The sequence below is a fragment of the Streptomyces sp. NPDC046349 genome (genome assembly GCF_055587885.1).
The window spans coordinates 1-17,855 of sequence record NZ_JBVJFK010000008.1 but is presented as its reverse complement, the minus strand read 5'-3'; the positions used below and the strand labels follow the sequence as shown (position 1 = coordinate 17,855).

Sequence of the window (17,855 nt, the reverse complement as noted above, 5' to 3'; positions counted from 1 at the left end):
AGAGCAAGCCCGCGAAGGGAGCACATCCCTCATGACCACACACGCCTCCGGCGCCCTCGGGATCCACGCCACCGGCCTGACCAAGTCCTACGGCGACGTACGCGTCCTCGACGGCATCGATCTCACCGTCCCCCGGGGCAGCGTCCTCGCCCTCCTGGGCCCCAACGGCGCCGGGAAGACCACCACCGTCCGGATCCTCGCCACCCTCACCGCCCCCGACGCCGGCACCGCCCGCGTCGCCGGGCACGACACCGTCACCCAGCAGGCGCACGTCCGCGAACGCATCAGCCTCACAGGACAGTTCGCGGCAGTCGACGACCTCCAGACCGGCGCCGAAATGCTCCGCATGATGGGCCGGCTCAGCGGGCTCACCCCGCGCGCCGCCCGCGCCCGCGCAGACGAACTCCTCACCCGCTTCGGCCTCACCGACGCCGCCGCACGCACGGCCAAGACGTACTCGGGCGGCATGCGACGCCGCCTCGACCTCGCCGCGAGCCTTGTCTCCCGTCCCGAGGTGATCTTCCTCGACGAGCCGACCACCGGCCTCGACCCGCGCAGCCGCCAGGAGCTGTGGGATCTCGTACGGGAACTGCGCGCCGACGGCACGACCGTGCTGCTCACCACCCAGTACCTGGAGGAGGCCGACCGGCTCGCCGACCGCGTCACCGTGCTCTCCGACGGACGGATCGCCGCCGAGGGGACCCCCGCCGAACTCAAGGCGCGCGTCGCGGGCCACCGGCTGGACCTCACCCTCACCACCCAGGCCGCCTACGAGGCCCTGGTCCCACGCGCCGTCCACCTCGCCCCGGACGACCTCACCCTCGGCGTCGCCACCGACGGCAGCGCCGCCCACGTCCGCGCCCTGCTCGACGAACTCGACCCGGACCGCACCGCCGTGGACCGCTTCGCCGTCCGCACCGCCACCCTCGACGACGTCTTCCTCACCCTGACGGGAGCCGACCGATGACCGCCGCACCCGTGAGCGCCCTCGCCCTGGCCGGCCGCAGCCTGCGCATCAGCAGCCGGCAGCCCGACGCGCTGATCACCGCCCTGATGCTGCCCGTGATGCTGATGCTGATCTTCGTCTACTTCTTCGGCGGGGCCATCGACACCGGGACGGAGTACGTGACGTACGTCGTCCCCGGCGCCATGCTGCTCTGCGCGGGCTTCGGCGCGGCCGGCACCGCCGTCAGCGTCGCCGACGACATGCGCAACGGCGTCATCGACCGCTTCCGCACCCTCGACATCGGCGGCGTCCCCATCCTGGCCGGCCACGTCACGGCCTCCGTGCTGCGCAACCTGCTCTCCACCACCCTGGTCCTCGCCGTCGCCCTCGTCATCGGCTTCAGGCCCCAGGCGAGCCCGGCCGCCTTCGTCGCCGCGGCCGGCCTGCTGCTGGCGTACATCACGGCGATCTCCTGGCTGGCCGCCGCGCTCGGACTGCTCGCCAGGACGCCGGAGGCGGCGGGCGGCTTCACCTTCCTGATGATGTTCCTGCCCTACCCGTCCAGCGCCTTCGTCCCGATCGCGACCATGCCCGGCTGGCTGCACGGCTTCGCCGAGCACCAGCCGCTCACCCCGGTGATCGAATCCCTGCGCGCGCTGCTCCTCGCACAGCCCGCCGGGAGCGCCCCATGGACGGCCCTGGCCTGGTGCGCGGGCATCACCGCCATGGCCGTGTCCCTGGCCGCCGTCCTCTTCCGCAGCAGGACCCGCTGAGCGGCTCCGTCAGGAGCCGCCCAGCGGGCCGGTGGTCCGCCCGCCGCTCAGCGGTTGAGCGGATAGGAATGACGGCCCGTCGCCTCGTCGATCTCCGAGTGGGCCTTCTGCAACATCTGCTGCGCGAGATCCATGAGCGCACGAGCGCCCGCGATCTCTTCCCCGACCCTCATCTGCTCCGGGTCGGAGGGGTGACGCAAGGCATAGCCCCGCGCCCTGATCTCGGAGCCGTCCCCGAGCCTTACCAGGGCCGCCGCACTGGTGCGGTGGCCCTCCTCGGTGAATTCGAGCTCCACATGCCACCCGACGAGCGTGGCCATGGTGCATCACCTCCAGGGTCACCTGTTCCCTCCAGAGTGCGCCTACGCCCCGGCGGGCGCGAGCGGGACCGAGATACGACCGCCCACCCGCGCGGAACCCCCCGAGACCCGCCCACCCCGGGGCACGGCGGGGTCGGAGCACGGGGGTGCGGAGCGCGAGGAGTGCGGAGCGCGAGGAGTGCGGAGCGCGGCAAAGCGGGGGCGGGGCCGGGGTGTGGGAGGCGCGGGGTGGCTTCGGGGGCGGGGTCTGCGTGGGGCGGTATCAGGGATGTGCTGGGGGTTTCCCGTCACTCCCATCGTCTCTCCGGTTCGGGCCGGTCCCTCAAGGGCGCTCCTTCGTCGCGTCGCTTCGCGATGTCGCTGCGCTCCACCCCTGATCACAGCGCGTTGAACGACCAGAAGACGCCGACCTCGTCCCCGGACACCGCGATGAGGCCGAGGTCCATCATGTAGCCGGTGAAAGGGCGGCCGCCCTCGAGGTCCCGCGCCAGGAAGTCCGGCGCGTCGCAGGTGCGGGCGAGCTCGGAGGAGGTCCAGAACTTAGCGTCGAGGCCGAAGCGGTCCAGCACGGTCCGGGCATCCGCGAGCACCTCGTCCCGGTCCTCCCTCAGCCGGACCGGGTTGCCCTCGAAGAACCACTCCTGCGCGAAAGACGCGAGCAGCCCAACGGCCGCGGCGGCCGTGATCGGGCGGACCCCGTCGCGGAGGTCTCGGGCTCCAACGGCACGGAACGGGTACGACGGGCCGTAGCTCCGACGTCCCTCCTCATCCATCTGCCATTCCAAGGCGGACCAGCCCCGCGGGTCGGCGACCGACCGCTCCATTACGGCGCGGACGTCCTCGGCCCAGTCCTCGTGCAGCCGAGGCCCGCACCTGGCGAAGGTGTAGACGTCCTCCAGAAGCCGCAGCAGTGCACCGTCCCAGGTGGCGCCATCAATGGCTCGGGTCGACATGGATTCCCCTCCCAGGGTTCAGCAGTCGAACGTCCAGAACAGGCCGACCTCTGTGTCGGAGACGACGACCAGGCCGACGTCCTCCCAGTAGAAGGTCATCGGGGTGTAGCCCCAGTGGGACGCCCCGAACTCCAGCGTGTCGTCCTTGCGTGCCCCGACGGTGATGTTGGTGTAGCACGTGAACGCGTCCCCGTAGCGGGCGAGGATGGTGCGGGCCATGTCCTGCAGCTCGTCGAAGCTCTCGGTGAACCTTTTGAGGTTCTGCAGGGTGCAGCCGCCGTCGGTGAGCGCGAGGAGCAGGTTCTCGGCACTCGCACGGTTGATCTCGTGCAACCGTTCCCCGAGGTCGGTCGGGGTGAGCGGGCGTGCCGGATCGTCCCTGAAAGCCGGACGGCAGAACGGGAAGTCCGGGCGCTCCGGAGAGCGGTCGTTCGCAGTGTCGTCGAGTCCGGCCCAGCCGCGTGGGTCGGGGACGGCGCGCGCCATGACGGCGAGCACGTCAACCTGCCAGTCCTCGTGCCGGCGCGCACCAGTCGCACTGAACGTGAACGCGTCCTCGTAGAGGTGTCGTACCGCAGCCTCCCAGGACACCTGGTCGACCACGGGCAGCGGATGTTCAGCCTGCATACAGAACCTCTCGGCATCGACGTGCCAAGTGCGCACGTACACCTGAGAGGTTCACAGACCGCGCAGCCGCATACCTGAGTACGGGCACTCATGTTCGGGCACGTCGCGCGGAGTTCACTGGAGGCATGACCACGACCCCGCCCCCGGACACCGGCACCGCCCGTCACCCGCGCGCGTTCGTCGCGCCGCTCGTCTCCACCCTGCTGACGCTGCCGATGGCGGCCGTCGCGTTCTTCTTCGTGGGGCTCGCGCCGATGGCCTGCGACTCCTGCGGGGGTGAGGTGAGCGACCGGTTCGACGACTCGTACCACCTGGCCTTCCCCGTCTTCGGGTTCGGCCTGGTGGTGGTCCTGGTCGTGCTGCTCTCCGCGTGGGCGCTGCCGTGGCGGCGGCGCTACGCCGCCGCCAGGGTGTGGCCGGCCGTGATCGCCCCGGCCGCCGTCGTCCTCGACCTCATCGTCTTCCACGGCCTCGTCGACTGGCCGTCGTAGGAGCCCGCGGGAGGAGTGTCAGCGGGCCTCGCGCAGCCAGCCCGCGACCTCGGTCGCCCAGTAGGTGAGGATCGTGTCCGCGCCCGCGCGCTTGATGCCCAGCAGGGTCTCCATGATGGCCCGGTCCCGCTCGATCCAGCCCTTCTCCGCGGCCGCCTCGATCATCGCGAACTCGCCGCTGATCTGGTACGCCGCCACCGGTACGTCCACGGCCTGCGCGACCCGGTACAGGATGTCGAGGTAGGGGCCGGCCGGCTTGACCATCACCATGTCCGCGCCCTCCTCCAGGTCGAGAGCCAGCTCCCGCAGGGACTCGCGGGCGTTCGCCGGGTCCTGCTGGTACGTCTTGCGGTCGCCCTGGAGGGAGGATGCGACGGCCTCGCGGAAGGGACCGTAGAAGGCGGAGGTGTACTTCGCCGTGTAGGCGAGGATCGAGACGTCCTCGTGGCCGGTCTCGTCGAGGGCGTCGCGGATGACGCCGACCTGCCCGTCCATCATTCCGCTGGGGCCGACCACGTGGACGCCCGCGTCCGCCTGGACCTGCGCCATCTCGGCGTAGCGCTCCAGCGTCGCGTCGTTGTCGACGCGCCCGTGCTCGTCCAGGACGCCGCAGTGGCCGTGGTCGGTGTACTCGTCCAGGCAAAGGTCCGACATGATCACCAGGTCGTCGCCGACCTCGGCCTTCACGTCGCGGATCGCGACCTGCAGGATGCCGTCCGGCTCGGTGCCGGCCGTGCCCAGCGCGTCCTTGTTCTCGTCCGCCGGGACGCCGAAGAGCATGATGCCCGCGACGCCCGCCTCGACCGCCTCCACGGCCGCCTTCCGCAGCGTGTCCCGCGTGTGCTGGACCACGCCCGGCATGGCGGAGATGGCGAGGGGCTCGCTGATGCCCTCGCGCACGAACGCCGGGAGGATCAGGTCCGAGGGGTGCAGCCGGTTCTCCGCGACCATCCGCCGCATCGCCGGGGTGGTGCGCAGCCGCCGGGGCCGCGAGCCGGGGAAGGATCCGTACGTGCTCATGTTCCAGTCGCCTCTTCGAGCATCGACAGCAGTCGCACCAAGCCTAGAGCCCGTGCGCGGGCCCGCCCGCCGCGCCCGGTCCGAGGCCGAATTCGCACCACACCACCTTGCCCGGCACCCGCGCCAGGGTCCCCCACCGGTCCGCGACCGCCGCCACCAGCAGCAACCCGCGACCGCCCTCGGCGCCAGGGTCCCGGCGCCCGACGCGGGGCCGGCCGCCGCCGCTGTCGGCCACCTCGACGCGGACCATGCCGTCGAAGAGCAGCATCCGCAGCCGGTAGCCCCGGCCGGGCGGGACCCCGTGCAGCAGGGCGTTGGTCGCCAGCTCGCTCACGCAGAGCAACACGTCGTCTCGGCGGCATGTAACACCCCACGCGTGAAGTGTTTCTGCCGCGAACTCCCTGGCGGGGCGGACGGTTTGGCGGCTGCGGGGATAGAACCGCTCACGCAGCAGGGCCGGATGGATTTCCACGTTCACGGGGTGATCGTCGCGTTGCGTGACTAGCGTGGGCGAGACGAGCGACCCGTACTCCTTGAGGAGTACGGGTTGGTACGGGTATCTCGCATGCGCACGGGGGGAGTTCACAGGCATGCCACCACGCAAGAGGCCACGGCCCAACGAGACGGCGATGAAGATGGTCGGCGCACTGGTCGCCGCGGCCCGCACCGCCAAGGGAATGACCCAGCGCGCCCTCGCCGAGGCGCTGCACGTCGACGTCGAGACCGTCGCCTCGATCGAGCAGGGCAGGCGCGTCCTGATGCCCAACGTGGCCGAGAAGATGGATCGCGTCCTCGGTCTGCCCGACCTGCTGGGGGTCGCGGCGAACCGCCTCCCGGAGGTGGACATGGTTCCGGCCTGGGCGGAGGAGTACATGGCGCGCGAGGCGGAGGCCCTCGCCCTGTCCTGGTACGACACCCTCACCGTGCCGGGCCTGCTCCAGACGGAGGCCTACGCCCGTGCGGTGCTCGGCTGCCGCGTCCCCTTCGTCGGCGAGGAGAAGATAGAGCGGCAGACGGCCCACCGCATCCAGCGTCAGAAGATCCTCACCCGCCCGGTCCCCCCGACCCTCAGCTTCATCGTCTGGGAGGCGGCCCTGCGGGACCGCATCGGCGGCACGGAGGTCTACCGCGAGCAGCTGCACCACCTGCGCGCCTGCGCGGACCGGCCGACCGTCTCCCTCCAGGTGCTCCCCCTGGGCATCACCGCACACGCGGGCCTCGACGGCCCCTTCATCCTGCTGGAAACCCCCGAGTTCCAGCACCTCGCCTACTCCGAAACCCAGCGCGGCAGCTTCCTCGTCAGGGACCCGAACGAGGTCAGCATCCTCTCCCAGAAGTATGCGATGCTGCGGTCACAGGCCCTCAACGTCACCGAGACAAGGGGCCTGTTGGACCGGTTGCTAGGAGAGTCATGAGCACCCCACTGAAGTGGTTCAAGTCCAGCTACAGCGGCAGCGAGGGCGGCCAGTGCCTGGAAGTTGCCTACGACTGGCAGAAGTCCTCCTACAGCGGCAGCGAAGGCGGCGCCTGCGTCGAGGTCGCCACCTGCTCCTGCGCCGACACCGTCCACGTCCGGGACTCCAAGGTCGCCGGCGGGCCCGTCCTCGCCCTCGCCCCCGCCGCCTGGGCCGGGCTCACGGGCTGGGTGCGTTCCTGAGCTTCCAGCGCCACAGGCCGTCCGTCCGGTGGTCGTGCTCGTACTCCGGGCGGTCCAGTCGGCCCACGCGCGCGTACGCCTCCACCGTGCGCGGGTCGTCGCGCAGGGCCAGGCCGTAGGCGGCGCTGAGCCGGATGTCCTGGTCCTCGGCGTCGAGGAGGCGCACCAGTGCCTCGGTGGTCTCCGGTGAACGGTCCGCGCCCCCGGCGATGCCGTGGGCAGCGCGGCGCGCCACGTGCGGGTCGGCGTCGGCGAGGAGGGCCAGGAGCAGCGGGCGGTCCTCCGCCGGCAGCGCCTCCCCGGCCAGGGCCTCGGCGGCAGCCACCCGTACGTCGGCGTCGGGGTCCCGGCACAGGGCGCGTACGGCTTCGGCCGCCCTCGGGGTCAGGGGCCGGTCGAACAGGCCCGGCACCTCGCGGCGGACGCGGGCGTCGGCGTGCCCCGCGTGACGCAGGCCGACGGCCTCGGCTTCCGCTTCGGGGAAGCCCTCGTCCACCAGCGCCCGCAGCAGGCGGGCCAGGACGACTGCGTCGTCCTCCACGTCCACCCAGGTGCCCAGCAGCTTCAGGCGTTCGCGGTCGTACCAGCCGACGTGCTGGGTGGAAGCGCCCGTCAGCGCGTGCATGACGAGCACGTCGATGACGAAGAGGCGGGGCAGCGGGTCGGGGTGCCGGTGGAAGGCCACCACCTCGGCCCAGGTCTCGGCGCTCCGCCGCTGCGAGAGGATCCACTCGGACGCCCACCGGTCGGCGTGCTCGGGGTCGCCGTGCCGTACCGCGCGGGCCACCAGTTCCGCGGGCGGTGTGAGGATCCGGAAGGCCCATTCCAGGCCGGTCAGGATCCCGCCGTGGCCGTCGCGGACGCGCCGCCCGCCCAGGGTGTACTCCGTGAGGGTGCTGTACTCGCCCTCACGGACGGCCTGCGCACGCACCCGGTCCGGGTCCGCCGTCAGGTGGCGCAGCCGGGCCGCCGGTCCCTCCTCGTACCAGCCGCGGGCTGCCGCCAGCAGTTCCTCGCGCCGCTCCGGGGCGAGCCGTAGCCGTGGCTCGCTGCCCAAGGTGGCCTCGAACACCGCCGGGGAGCCCCCCTCGATCGCCCGCAGGAGCGGGGTCGTGCCGTCGGGCAGCTCCCGGTCGGGGTTGGCGCCCGCCTCCACCAGGGCCTCGGCGACCTCGTGCGCGAAGGCCGCCACCGCCGTGCACAGCACCGGCAGGCCGTCCTCGTCGGTCGCGTCGGGGTTGCTCCCCGACTCCAACAGGGCGTGGACCTCTCCGAGGTCCCCCGCCCGTACCGCCGCCGCCAGGCGTGCGTCCCGGTCCGTCATCCGCTCACCCGTGTCCCGTTCGTCCGGCGGTGATCCTTTCCGGGCCGGGGCCCGGCGCACAAGGGGATTACGCGCGAGGGGCCCGGGCGCGGAATCGCTCCGCACCCGGGCCCCTCACCCGTACCGTCGGCCGTGTCCGGCCGCCTAAGCCGCTCACGTCGTACGGCGACGACGTGCGCCCGGCCGGCGTTCGCTCGGCCGGAACACCGTCTCGCCGGCCGCCTTGGCCGCCTCGCGGCGCGCCGCGCCGTACTCGGCGAGGGCCTCCGCCAGCTTCGACACCGACGGCTCCGGAGACAGGACGTCGACCCGCAGGCCGTGCTCCTCGGCGGTCTTGGCCGTCGCCGGCCCGATGCACGCGATGACCGTCACGTTGTGCGGCTTGCCCGCGATGCCGACCAGGTTGCGGACGGTCGACGACGACGTGAAGAGAACGGCGTCGAAGCCGCCGCCCTTGATCGCCTCGCGGGTGTCCGCCGGCGGCGGCGACGCGCGCACGGTCCGGTAGGCGGTGACGTCGTCGACCTCCCAGCCGAGTTCGATCAGCCCGGCGACCAGCGTCTCCGTGGCGATGTCGGCGCGCGGCAGGAAGACGCGGTCGATCGGGTCGAAGACCGGGTCGTACGGCGGCCAGTCCTCCAGCAGTCCGGCGGCGGACTGCTCGCCGCTGGGCACCAGGTCCGGCTTCACGCCGAACTCCACCAGGGCGGCCGCGGTCTGCTCGCCCACCGCGGCGACCTTGATGCCCGCGAAGGCGCGCGCGTCGAGCCCGTACTCCTCGAACTTCTCGCGGACGGCCTTGACGGCGTTGACCGAGGTGAAGGCGATCCACTCGTAGCGGCCCGTCACCAGGCCCTTGACCGCGCGCTCCATCTGCTGCGGGGTGCGCGGCGGCTCCACGGCGATGGTGGGCACCTCGTGCGGCACCGCGCCGTAGGAACGCAGCTGGTCGGAGAGCGAAGCGGCCTGCTCCTTCGTCCGCGGCACGAGGACCCGCCAGCCGAACAGCGGCTTCGACTCGAACCACGACAGGTCCTCGCGGCGCGCGGCGGCGCCGTGCTCGCCGACCACGCATATGACGGGGCGGGCGCCTTCGGGCGAGGGCAGCACCTTGCCCTGCTTGAACACCTGGGCGATCGTGCCCAGGGTCGCCGACCAGGTCCGCTGCCGCGTCGTCGTGCCGGAGACCGTCACGGTCAGCGGGGTGTCGGGCTTGCGCCCGGCGCTCACCAGCTCGGCGGCGGCGGCCGAGGCCGTCTCCAGCGTCGCGGAGACGACCAGGATCCCGTCGCTCGTACCGGCCTCGCTCCAGCAGCGCGCCGACGCGGTCTTCGCGTCGACGAACCGCACGTCCGCGCCCTGCTTGTCACGCAGCGGGACACCGGCGTACGCGGGCACGCCGACGGCGGTCGCGACGCCGGGCACCACCTCGAAGGGGATCCCCTCGTTGGCGCACGCGAGCATCTCGTCGGCGGCGTTGCCGTCGAGTCCGGGGTCGCCGGTGACGGCTCGCACGACCCGCCTGCCGGAGCGTGCGGCCTCCATGACAAGATTGGCGGCGTCCCGGATCACCGGGACCCCGGCGGCTGCTGACACTTCGTCAGCTACCGTCAGCTGCGGCGTGTCGACACCCGCGCGCGCATGCGTCCGGACGACTTCGAGCACCTCGGGCTCCGCGATCAGGACGTCCGCGGCGGCGAGCGCCTCGACGGCGCGCAGCGTGAGCAGACCCGGGTCGCCCGGGCCGGCACCGAGGAAGGTGACGCGTCCGTGGGCGGCGACGGCCGGAAAGGCGGAGGTGGTCGGAATTGAGGGGTTCAAAGCGATCGCTCCCCCATCAGACCGGCCGCGCCCTTGGCCAGCATCTCGTCCGCGAGTTCGCGGCCGAGCGCCATGGCCTCGTCGTACGACTGGGGCACGGGACCGGTGGTGGACAGCTGCACCAGCGTCGAGCCGTCGAGGGTTCCGACGACGCCGCGCAGGCGCATTTCATTGACAATCCGTCCGTCGGCCAGCAGGTCGGCGAACGCGCCCACGGGTGCGCTGCAGCCGGCCTCCAGGGCGGCGAGCAGAGAACGCTCCGCGGTCACGGCGGCCCGGGTGTGCGGGTCGTCGAGCCTGCTGAGCGCGGCGATGAGGTCCGTGGAGGACGCGGGGCACTCCACGGCCAGGGCTCCCTGGCCGGGGGCGGGGAGGATGCTGTCGACGGACAGCAGGTCCGTGGCCTCGTCTCCGCGGCCGATCCGGTTCAGGCCGGCGGCCGCCAGGACGACGGCGTCGAGTTCGCCGTCGTGGACGAATCCGATGCGGGTGTCGACGTTGCCGCGGATGGGCACGGTCTCGATCCGCTTGCCGAGCGCGCGCGCCAGGTGGTTGAGCTGGGCGGTGCGGCGGGGCGAGCCGGTGCCGATGCGGGCGCCGTCGGGCAGCTGCTCGAAGGTCAGGCCGTCGCGGGCGACGAGCGCGTCGCGGACGTCCTCGCGCCGGGGCATGGCCGCGATGACGAGGTCGTCGGGCTGTGCGGTCGGCAGATCCTTCAACGAGTGCACGGCGAAGTCGACCTCGCCGCGCAGCAGCGCGTCGCGCAGGGCGGTGACGAACACGCCGGTCCCGCCGATCTGGGCGAGGTGCTCGCGCGAGACGTCGCCGTACGTCGTGATCTCCACGAGTTCGACGGGCCGGCCGGTGATCTCCCGGACCGCCTCGGCGACGTGCCCCGACTGGGACATGGCCAGCTTGCTCCGCCGCGTACCGAGCCGCAGCGGCTGGTCGGGACGTGTGTTCATGATGCCCGTCCTGGGTCGTCGTCGTTCTTCGGATCGGCCGCGTCCGCCCGGCTGACGGATGCCACCGTCTGAGGGTCGAGGTCGAAGAGTTCGCGCAGCGCCTCGGCGTACCCGGCGCCGCCGGGCTCGCTCGCGAGCTGCTTGACGCGCACGGTCGGCGCGTGGAGGAGCTTGTCCACGACGCGGCGCACGGTCTGGGTGACCTCGGCGCGCTGTCGCTCGTCGAGGCCGGGGAGCCGCCCGTCGAGGCGGGCCACTTCCATGGCCACGACCTCGGCCGCCATGGCACGCAGGGCGACGACGGTGGGCGTGATGTGGGCGGCCCGCTGAGCCGCGCCGAAGGCGGCGACCTCCTGGGCCACGATGCCGCGTACGGCGTCGACGTCGGCCGCCATCGGGGCGTCGGCGGACGCCTCGGCGAGGGATTCGATGTCCACGAGCCGGACGCCCGGGATCCGGTGCACGGCAGCGTCGATGTCCCTGGGCATGGCCAGGTCGAGGAGCGCGAGCCGGACGTCGGTGGCGTGGGCCTGTGTACGGGTGCTCCTGCGGGGCTGCCGCTGTGCGGCGGCCTCGCCCTGGTCGGCCCAGGTCCCGTGCAGTTCGAGGGAGTTGGCGTCGACCCCGGTCAGCGCGGAGCGTCCGTCGAGGCCCACGGGGCACCCGTCGGCCTCGGCGTCCGCGGGAGCGCTGATGGTCCGTGCGGCTCCGGCGTCGGCGAGCCGCCCGCCGGCCTCGGCGGCGGCGACCAGCCGAGCGAGCACACCGGTGTCCAGCCCCGCCACGTCCAGCGCCGCCCTGGGGCCCTCGCCGGCGGTGGCCGGGGAAGTCCGGGGCGCGGGGGTGCGGGGGCGGAACCCCTGGTGGGCCCGGGGTGCGGTCCCGGCCTCTCCCTGTTCCGCCGGCGCGAGCCCGCCGGCGGCGCCCCAGGACACGGCGGCCAGCACGTCGTCGGCGGTCAGTACGAGCCCGGTGGCGCCTGTGCAGGACACCACCACGTCGACTCGTGTCAGTTCATCGGCGACCTCCGCCATCGGGATGGCGACGGCGGCGACCCCGGTGCCCGAGGCAACCAGAATCTCCGCGAGTCGCTCCGCCCGCTCGGCGGTCCGGTTCGCCACGGCGATCTCGGCGACGCCGACCCGCGCGAGGGTGGCGGCGGCCAGCGAGGACATCGACCCGGCGCCGATCACCAGGGCCCGCTTGCCGCGGGCCCAGTCGGCCACGGGCGTGCCCACCGCGAGCTGCTCCAGGCCGAAGGTCACCAGCGACTGGCCGGCGCGGTCGATGCCGGTCTCCGAATGGGCCCGCTTGCCGACCCGCAGGGCCTGCTGGAACAGGTCGTTGATCAGCCGGCCCGCGGTGTGCAGCTCCTGGCCCAGCGCGAGGGCGTCCTTGATCTGGCCGAGGATCTGCCCCTCGCCCACGACCATGGAGTCGAGTCCGCACGCCACCGAGAAGAGGTGGTGGACCGCCCGGTCCTCGTAGTGCACGTACAGGTACGGGGTGAGCTCCTCAAGCGCGACACCGCTGTGCTGGGCGAGCAGCGTGGACAGCTCGGCGACGCCGGCGTGGAACTTGTCCACGTCCGCGTACAGCTCGATGCGGTTGCACGTGGCGAGCACCGTCGCCTCCGTCGCCGGCTCGGCGGCGAGGGTGTCGTGCAGCAGCTTGGTCTTGGCGTCCGCCGACAGCGAGGCGCGCTCCAACACGCTCACGGGTGCGCTGCGGTGGCTCAGCCCGACGACGAGCAGGCTCATGCCGGCATCACCGCCGGCACGTCGCCCTCGGGGCCGCCCTTGCGCGCCTCGGCGGTGGTACGCCCGGCCGGCGGCACGACGGCCGCGGCGGGTGCGGCGCCGCCCACGGCGGAGCCGGGCTCGGCGGCGGCCGCGGCGGCCTCCTCACCGGCCTTGCGCTGCTCGTGGAAGGCCAGGATCTGGAGCTCGATGGAGAGGTCGACCTTGCGCACGTCCACGCCGTCGGGCACGGACAGCACGGTCGGCGCGAAGTTCAGGATGGAGGTGACGCCGGCCGCGATCAGCCGCTCGCTGACCTGCTGGGCGGCGCCGGCGGGTGTCGCGATGACGCCGATCGAGACGCCGTTCTCCTCGATGATCTTCTCGAGGTCGTCGGTGTGCTGCACGGCCATGCCGGCGACCGGCTTGCCGGCCATCGCCGGGTCGGCGTCGATGAGGGCCGCGACGCGGAAACCGCGCGCGGAGAAGCCGCCGTAGTTGGCGAGGGCGGCGCCGAGGTTGCCGATGCCGACGATGACGACCGGCCAGTCCTGGGTCAGGCCGAGCTCGCGGGAGATCTGGTAGACGAGGTACTCGACGTCGTAGCCGACGCCGCGGGTGCCGTAGGAACCCAGGTACGAGAAGTCCTTGCGCAGCTTGGCGGAGTTGACTCCGGCGGCGGCCGCGAGCTCCTCGGAGGACACCGTGGGGACCGATCGCTCCGAGAGCGCGGTCAGGGCACGCAAGTACAGCGGAAGCCGGGCGACAGTGGCCTCGGGAATACCTCGGCTGCGGGTCGCCGGTCGGTGAGTTCGGCCAGTTGCCACGATGCTCCTGCGGGATGAGCGGGGCTGCAGGCGGCCTCTTGTCCCAGGACCGCCCCGTCGACAGCAGGCTATGCCTTTGTGAACGCGTGCACAAAGATTGTGTCCGTTTTGTCCGACCAAAGTGACCGGGGTCACGCGACATCGGCACGCAATCCCGGAACCGACGGCACGCCGAACCCGTTCAAATACCAAAGGGGGCAAAACCGCGCACACTCCTCACAGATACACCCCCAGACCCCACAAATCACCCAAGAGGGCAACCGGGGAGGGGGTCAGCCCCCCAAGGCCCGCCGCAGCCGCTCGGGGTTCACCCTCCAGAAGGTGTGCTGCTCGCCGTCAACAAGGACCACCGGAATCTGCTCCCAGTGGAGCCGGTAGAGCTCCTCGTCCTGCGAGATGTCCTTCTTCTCCCACTGCGCACCGGTCTCGGCGCAGACCTTGGCGACGACCTCCTCGGCCTCGTCGCACAGGTGGCACCCCGGCTTTCCGATGAGCGTCACCATCCGCTCGCCGGGACTCTTCTTCTCTTTACGGCGCAACAAAGGGCTCATGCCCCCATTCTCCCGCGCCCGCACGGCCCGCCAGCGTCCCGAAGAGTTAACGCCTCCGTTTCCCACCGGTTCGGGAACTCCCGAACACAGTGGCTATGCTCGCGTCATGGCCGCTCTCGGATGGCTCCCCACTCGCAGGCGCTCCGCCACCGCACGCAGCGTGCTGGCAGGCGAGGCATCGGCCGAAGCCGCCCGCAAGACCGCGCAGGCCGGAGCCGACCAGCTCACCGGAGCCGAGCCGGACGAAGCCGGCCTCGACCTCCTCGAAGCCGGCGAACCTGCCGAGGGGCCCGCGGAGCCCGTCTTCCCGGTCGCCGGCGACGACCTCGCCGCCGCCTTCTTCGACCTCGACAACACCGTCATGCAGGGCGCCGCGATCTTCCACTTCGGCCGCGGCCTCTACAAGCGCGAGTTCTTCCGGCGCCGCGAACTCGCCCGCTTCGCCTGGCAGCAGGCCTGGTTCCGGCTCGCCGGGGTCGAGGACCCCGAGCACATGCAGGACGCCCGCGACAGCGCGCTGTCCATCGTCAAGGGCCACAAGGTCTCCGAGCTGATGGCGATCGGCGAGGAGATCTACGACGAGTACATGGCCGAGCGGATCTGGCCGGGCACCCGCGCCCTCGCCCAGGCCCACCTCGACGCCGGGCAGAAGGTGTGGCTCGTCACCGCCGCACCCGTGGAGACCGCCACGATCATCGCCCGCAGGCTGGGCCTGACCGGCGCCCTGGGCACCGTCGCCGAATCGGTCGACGGGGTCTACACCGGCCGCCTGGTCGGCGAGCCGCTGCACGGACCCGCCAAGGCCGAGGCGGTCCGCGCCCTGGCCGCCGCCGAGGGCCTCGATCTCGAACGCTGCGCCGCGTACAGCGATTCGCACAACGACATCCCGATGCTGTCACTGGTCGGACATCCGTACGCGATCAATCCCGACACAAAACTGCGCAAGCATGCCCGGACGAACGACTGGCGGCTGCGCGACTATCGGACCGGCCGCAAGGCCGTGAAGGTCGGCGTCCCGGCAGCGGCCGGAGTCGGCGCGATCGCGGGCGGCGCGGCCGCCGCCATCGCCCTCCACCGGCGCCGCAAGTAGCGGATCCGGCCCAGGCCCAGGCCACACCGCGCCCGCGACCGCCGGCGCGACCTCCGGGCCCCGCCACGGGCATTCGCTCACCTCTACCCGCGCTCCGGGCGCGGCACTCCGCCCTGCCCGACTCGGTCGCGGGCCCCTTTGGAAGCGTCCATTCCGCGTACCCAAGTGATCAAGAATCGATCACCAACCGCGACCGAATATGCCCTCGACACGCAACAGAAGTGTCGGAACCGGTGATTTGAGCAACTGGGTGTAGCGCTGCCTGTACGAAGCGTTATTCTCCTCAAACGCATGCCACCGGCCATCTGTCGCCACGACGGGTGAACGGTTCCGCACTGCACGTGATGGAAGCTCTGCCTCTGGGAGTCCCGTGTACCCACCTGTCGGGGTTGACGCCTCGGGCCTGGCTCAGCTGCGCGCAACGGTCCTCGACCACCTGCGCGGCTTCGTCCCCACCGCGTACACCGCCCCCGCCTTCGCCGCCGCGGTTCCTGCCGGCCTCGGCCCGGCCGGTCCCTGCTACGCCCTGACCGACGGCGGGGCGACGGTGGGCAGACGAGGCCGCTCGGCCTCCGGGGGCTCGAACGCCGGCACGGGCACCCAGGCCGCCCCCCGCCGGCCCCTGGCCGACAGCGATCAGGCCCGCATGATGGACCTGGTCGAGCGCGCCCAGGCCGGAGAGGCCGAGGCCTTCGGCCGCCTCTACGACCAGTACAGCGACACGGTCTACCGCTACATCTACTACCGCGTCGGCGGCAAGGCGACCGCGGAGGATCTCACCAGCGAGACCTTCCTGCGCGCCCTGCGCCGCATCTCCACCTTCACCTGGCAGGGCCGCGACTTCGGCGCCTGGCTCGTGACGATCGCCCGCAACCTGGTGGCGGACCACTTCAAGTCCAGCCGCTTCAGGCTGGAGGTCACCACCGGCGAGATGCTCGACGCCAACGAGGTGGAGCGCAGCCCCGAGGACTCCGTCCTGGAGTCCCTTTCCAACGCGGCCCTCCTGGAAGCCGTACGGAAGCTGAATCCGCAGCAGCAGGAATGCGTGACACTGCGCTTCCTGCAGGGCCTCTCGGTCGCCGAGACGGCCCGCGTGATGGGGAAGAACGAGGGCGCCATCAAGACGCTCCAGTACCGGGCGGTCCGAACCCTGGCCCGCCTCCTCCCCGAAGACGCCCGCTGACGGACCGTCCAGACAACACAACTCGACCTCACATCCGGTGACCCCTCGATGACGCTGTGGTCCGATCATCCTTCGTCCGTAACCCAACTGCCGCGACGCTCGTTGTGCGGAATGCAGGCTCCCTGTGGACACGCCCTGCCCGAAGCCGCCCACTCGAAAGTGTGGATGTGCTCAAGGAAGGCAACCTTCCGGACACCTTGGGGAGTCGATCGTCATGACGAGAGGAGGTGCCGCCAGTGATCGCGAACGTGACCCCGCACCGGCGGGCGAACGCCTTCGCCCAGGCCCTGGAGGATCGGAACCCATCCGACCTTTCGGAACCGGACCCGGCGGCCGAGCAGTCCGAGGCACCTGCCGAACCTGCTGACCACGACCGGTTGTTGGCCCTGGCGAGCGTGCTCGGCGAACGAATGCCGCGCCCAGTGCTGGACCCCGAGGTGAAGGTGGTGCAGCGAGCACAGCTCGTTGCCGCCATGGAAGCCATGGTGCTGGAGGAGAGGGCCGGGGGCGGTGCCGCCTCGGACCCTCAGGTGCCCGAGCAGCGGACCGGCCGCGGCGCCCACCGGGCGACCCCGCTCCGGAAATTGCGGCCCCGCTCCCGCTGGTCCAAGGGCATCGCAGCGGGCGGCCTCACGGTGGGTGTGGCCGCAGGGGCCTTCAGCGGAGTGGCCGCTGCCAGTTCCGACGCCCTACCCGGTGACCACCTCTACCCCGTGAAACGGGGCATGGAGGACCTGAAGCTGGGGATGGCCGACGACGACGCGGAGCGCGGAGAGGTCTATCTGGACCGCGCGTCCAACCGTCTGTCGGAAGCCCGAAGGCTGATGGAGCGGGGCCGGACGGGCACCCTGGACCACGAGTCCCTGGGCGCGATCCGGCGGGCGCTCTCGGGCGTCAAACACGACGCGGAAGAGGGCCACCGCCTCCTCCAGGCGGCGTTCGACCGGGACGGTTCCCTCGGCCCGATCCAGACGCTGTCGTCGTTCTCCCGCTCCCACCGCGACGCGTGGGGCAAGCTGCGCGAGAAGCTCCCCGTGCAGCTCACCGACGTCGGCGGGGAAGTGGACTCGGTCTTCCAGGCCATAGACGAAGACGTGGCGCCGCTGCAGAGCCTGCTCCCCAAGCCGCCCGAGCAGTCCCGCGGCACCGGCTCGTCGGGGTCGCCCGCCAAGCCGGACGCGCCAGGCGGTGCCAAGCAGTCCGCCCCCGCCGCGGGCACACCGTCCGGCAGCAGCCCGGCGCCGTCCCCCTCGGGCAGCACCCGGCCACCGGCCGACGGGGGTCTCCTCGGCGGTACGGGCGACCTGCTCAACCCGCCCACGGGACAGTCGCCGCAACCCTCCGCCGGCACAGCGGAGGACCCGAAGCCGGAGATCACCCTCCCGCCCCTGCTCCCGGGCCTTCTCCCGGGCCTGGGCCTCGGTGCGGAGGACGCGGAGTAGCAGCGTGCGAAACGGTGGTGGGGGGGGGGGGGAGACCCCACCCCCCCCCCCCCCCCCCCCCCCCCCCCCCCCCCCAAAAAAACCAACAAAAAAAAAAACCCCCCCCCCCCCCCACCCATCGGAGAT

The 17,855-nt window shown here is 72.1% G+C and carries 19 protein-coding genes; 8 read left to right on the top strand and 11 right to left on the bottom strand.

Annotation, left to right across the window (positions count from 1 at the left end):
• The first annotated feature begins 31 nt into the window (after window positions 1-31).
• Together ACZ6JS_RS19460 and ACZ6JS_RS19455 are read left to right on the top strand one after the other, a co-directional pair.
• The gene (locus ACZ6JS_RS19460) at window positions 32-967 is read left to right on the top strand and encodes an ATP-binding cassette domain-containing protein (protein ID WP_469299445.1); all 936 of its coding nucleotides are present in this window, start codon (window positions 32-34) and stop codon (window positions 965-967) included.
• Complete coding sequence (locus tag ACZ6JS_RS19455; protein WP_469299444.1) at window positions 964-1,719, top strand: ABC transporter permease; 756 nt, start codon at window positions 964-966, stop codon at window positions 1,717-1,719. Before ACZ6JS_RS19460 ends, ACZ6JS_RS19455 begins: the two co-directional genes overlap by 4 nt.
• 47 nt (window positions 1,720-1,766) lie before the next feature.
• Here the strand turns inward: ACZ6JS_RS19455 and ACZ6JS_RS19450 are convergent, their stop codons facing one another.
• The 3 genes from ACZ6JS_RS19450 to ACZ6JS_RS19440 form a co-directional block, all read right to left on the bottom strand.
• Complete coding sequence (locus tag ACZ6JS_RS19450; RefSeq protein ID WP_030027023.1) at window positions 1,767-2,039, bottom strand: DUF1876 domain-containing protein; 273 nt, start codon at window positions 2,037-2,039, stop codon at window positions 1,767-1,769.
• A 377-nt stretch (window positions 2,040-2,416) separates the two neighbouring features.
• Window positions 2,417-2,992 carry a hypothetical protein gene (locus ACZ6JS_RS19445; protein ID WP_469299442.1) on the bottom strand — a complete coding sequence of 192 codons (576 nt, stop codon included), beginning with the start codon at window positions 2,990-2,992 and terminating at the stop codon, window positions 2,417-2,419.
• 18 nt (window positions 2,993-3,010) lie between these two features.
• Window positions 3,011-3,619, bottom strand: a complete 609-nt coding sequence (locus tag ACZ6JS_RS19440; RefSeq protein WP_469299441.1) for a hypothetical protein — start codon at window positions 3,617-3,619, stop codon at window positions 3,011-3,013.
• 125 nt (window positions 3,620-3,744) lie between these two features.
• Here ACZ6JS_RS19440 and ACZ6JS_RS19435 point away from each other — a divergent pair, with 125 nt between their 5' ends.
• Complete coding sequence (locus ACZ6JS_RS19435; RefSeq protein WP_469299439.1) at window positions 3,745-4,110, top strand: hypothetical protein; 366 nt, start codon at window positions 3,745-3,747, stop codon at window positions 4,108-4,110.
• Window positions 4,111-4,128: 18 nt separating this feature from the next.
• Here the strand turns inward: ACZ6JS_RS19435 and hemB are convergent, their stop codons facing one another.
• The gene (gene hemB, locus ACZ6JS_RS19430) at window positions 4,129-5,130 is read right to left on the bottom strand and encodes a porphobilinogen synthase (RefSeq protein WP_469299438.1); all 1,002 of its coding nucleotides are present in this window, start codon (window positions 5,128-5,130) and stop codon (window positions 4,129-4,131) included.
• A 43-nt stretch (window positions 5,131-5,173) separates the two neighbouring features.
• Window positions 5,174-5,722: an ATP-binding protein gene (locus ACZ6JS_RS19425; protein WP_469299436.1), complete on the bottom strand. Its 549-nt coding sequence runs from the start codon at window positions 5,720-5,722 to the stop codon at window positions 5,174-5,176.
• On the opposite strand from ACZ6JS_RS19425, the gene ACZ6JS_RS19420 reads away from it, so the two are divergent.
• Both ACZ6JS_RS19420 and ACZ6JS_RS19415 read left to right on the top strand, forming a co-directional pair.
• Window positions 5,721-6,545 carry a helix-turn-helix domain-containing protein gene (locus ACZ6JS_RS19420; RefSeq protein WP_469299435.1) on the top strand — a complete coding sequence of 275 codons (825 nt, stop codon included), beginning with the start codon at window positions 5,721-5,723 and terminating at the stop codon, window positions 6,543-6,545. The two genes, ACZ6JS_RS19425 and ACZ6JS_RS19420, sit on opposite strands and share 2 nt — an antisense overlap.
• Window positions 6,542-6,787: a DUF397 domain-containing protein gene (locus tag ACZ6JS_RS19415; protein ID WP_030772532.1), complete on the top strand. Its 246-nt coding sequence runs from the start codon at window positions 6,542-6,544 to the stop codon at window positions 6,785-6,787. The genes ACZ6JS_RS19420 and ACZ6JS_RS19415 overlap by 4 nt, the downstream gene beginning before the upstream one ends.
• On the opposite strand, the gene ACZ6JS_RS19410 is transcribed toward ACZ6JS_RS19415, so the two are convergent.
• From ACZ6JS_RS19410 to ACZ6JS_RS19385, 6 genes are all read right to left on the bottom strand, one after another.
• Window positions 6,765-8,111, bottom strand: a complete 1,347-nt coding sequence (locus ACZ6JS_RS19410) for a HEAT repeat domain-containing protein (protein WP_030772529.1) — start codon at window positions 8,109-8,111, stop codon at window positions 6,765-6,767. The genes ACZ6JS_RS19415 and ACZ6JS_RS19410 overlap by 23 nt on opposite strands.
• A 153-nt stretch (window positions 8,112-8,264) precedes the next feature.
• Window positions 8,265-9,932, bottom strand: coding sequence for a bifunctional uroporphyrinogen-III C-methyltransferase/uroporphyrinogen-III synthase (locus ACZ6JS_RS19405; protein ID WP_469299433.1), 1,668 nt, complete (start codon window positions 9,930-9,932; stop codon window positions 8,265-8,267).
• Window positions 9,929-10,897, bottom strand: a complete 969-nt coding sequence (gene hemC, locus ACZ6JS_RS19400; protein ID WP_469299431.1) for a hydroxymethylbilane synthase — start codon at window positions 10,895-10,897, stop codon at window positions 9,929-9,931. Before hemC ends, ACZ6JS_RS19405 begins: the two co-directional genes overlap by 4 nt.
• Window positions 10,894-12,657, bottom strand: a complete 1,764-nt coding sequence (locus ACZ6JS_RS19395) for a glutamyl-tRNA reductase (RefSeq protein ID WP_469299429.1) — start codon at window positions 12,655-12,657, stop codon at window positions 10,894-10,896. The genes hemC and ACZ6JS_RS19395 overlap by 4 nt, the downstream gene beginning before the upstream one ends.
• The gene (locus tag ACZ6JS_RS19390) at window positions 12,654-13,463 is read right to left on the bottom strand and encodes a redox-sensing transcriptional repressor Rex (RefSeq protein WP_469299428.1); all 810 of its coding nucleotides are present in this window, start codon (window positions 13,461-13,463) and stop codon (window positions 12,654-12,656) included. Before ACZ6JS_RS19390 ends, ACZ6JS_RS19395 begins: the two co-directional genes overlap by 4 nt.
• 272 nt (window positions 13,464-13,735) lie before the next feature.
• Window positions 13,736-14,014 carry a glutaredoxin family protein gene (locus ACZ6JS_RS19385; RefSeq protein WP_469299426.1) on the bottom strand — a complete coding sequence of 93 codons (279 nt, stop codon included), beginning with the start codon at window positions 14,012-14,014 and terminating at the stop codon, window positions 13,736-13,738.
• Window positions 14,015-14,120: 106 nt separating this feature from the next.
• Here ACZ6JS_RS19385 and ACZ6JS_RS19380 point away from each other — a divergent pair, with 106 nt between their 5' ends.
• The 3 genes from ACZ6JS_RS19380 to ACZ6JS_RS19370 all read left to right on the top strand — a co-directional run bounded on the left by ACZ6JS_RS19380 (window position 14,121) and on the right by ACZ6JS_RS19370 (window position 17,729).
• The gene (locus ACZ6JS_RS19380; RefSeq protein ID WP_469299424.1) at window positions 14,121-15,104 is read left to right on the top strand and encodes an HAD family hydrolase; all 984 of its coding nucleotides are present in this window, start codon (window positions 14,121-14,123) and stop codon (window positions 15,102-15,104) included.
• A gap of 370 nt (window positions 15,105-15,474) precedes the next feature.
• Window positions 15,475-16,287 (top strand): ECF subfamily RNA polymerase sigma factor, BldN family, encoded by an 813-nt coding sequence (locus ACZ6JS_RS19375; protein ID WP_469299422.1) that lies wholly within the window; start codon window positions 15,475-15,477, stop codon window positions 16,285-16,287.
• A 236-nt stretch (window positions 16,288-16,523) separates the two neighbouring features.
• Window positions 16,524-17,729, top strand: coding sequence for a DUF5667 domain-containing protein (locus ACZ6JS_RS19370; protein ID WP_469299420.1), 1,206 nt, complete (start codon window positions 16,524-16,526; stop codon window positions 17,727-17,729).
• Window positions 17,730-17,855: the final 126 nt, after the last annotated feature.

Coding starts and splice junctions, on each gene's coding strand:
- ACZ6JS_RS19460 (WP_469299445.1), top strand. CDS start 32: ATGACCACACACGCCTCCGGCGCCCTCGGGATCCACGCCACCGGCCTG.
- ACZ6JS_RS19455 (WP_469299444.1), top strand. CDS start 964: ATGACCGCCGCACCCGTGAGCGCCCTCGCCCTGGCCGGCCGCAGCCTG.
- ACZ6JS_RS19450 (WP_030027023.1), bottom strand. CDS start 2,039: ATGGCCACGCTCGTCGGGTGGCATGTGGAGCTCGAATTCACCGAGGAG.
- ACZ6JS_RS19445 (WP_469299442.1), bottom strand. CDS start 2,992: ATGTCGACCCGAGCCATTGATGGCGCCACCTGGGACGGTGCACTGCTG.
- ACZ6JS_RS19440 (WP_469299441.1), bottom strand. CDS start 3,619: ATGCAGGCTGAACATCCGCTGCCCGTGGTCGACCAGGTGTCCTGGGAG.
- ACZ6JS_RS19435 (WP_469299439.1), top strand. CDS start 3,745: ATGACCACGACCCCGCCCCCGGACACCGGCACCGCCCGTCACCCGCGC.
- hemB (WP_469299438.1), bottom strand. CDS start 5,130: ATGAGCACGTACGGATCCTTCCCCGGCTCGCGGCCCCGGCGGCTGCGC.
- ACZ6JS_RS19420 (WP_469299435.1), top strand. CDS start 5,721: ATGCCACCACGCAAGAGGCCACGGCCCAACGAGACGGCGATGAAGATG.
- ACZ6JS_RS19425 (WP_469299436.1), bottom strand. CDS start 5,722: ATGCCTGTGAACTCCCCCCGTGCGCATGCGAGATACCCGTACCAACCC.
- ACZ6JS_RS19415 (WP_030772532.1), top strand. CDS start 6,542: ATGAGCACCCCACTGAAGTGGTTCAAGTCCAGCTACAGCGGCAGCGAG.
- ACZ6JS_RS19410 (WP_030772529.1), bottom strand. CDS start 8,111: ATGACGGACCGGGACGCACGCCTGGCGGCGGCGGTACGGGCGGGGGAC.
- hemC (WP_469299431.1), bottom strand. CDS start 10,897: ATGAACACACGTCCCGACCAGCCGCTGCGGCTCGGTACGCGGCGGAGC.
- ACZ6JS_RS19395 (WP_469299429.1), bottom strand. CDS start 12,657: ATGAGCCTGCTCGTCGTCGGGCTGAGCCACCGCAGCGCACCCGTGAGC.
- ACZ6JS_RS19385 (WP_469299426.1), bottom strand. CDS start 14,014: ATGAGCCCTTTGTTGCGCCGTAAAGAGAAGAAGAGTCCCGGCGAGCGG.
- ACZ6JS_RS19380 (WP_469299424.1), top strand. CDS start 14,121: ATGGCCGCTCTCGGATGGCTCCCCACTCGCAGGCGCTCCGCCACCGCA.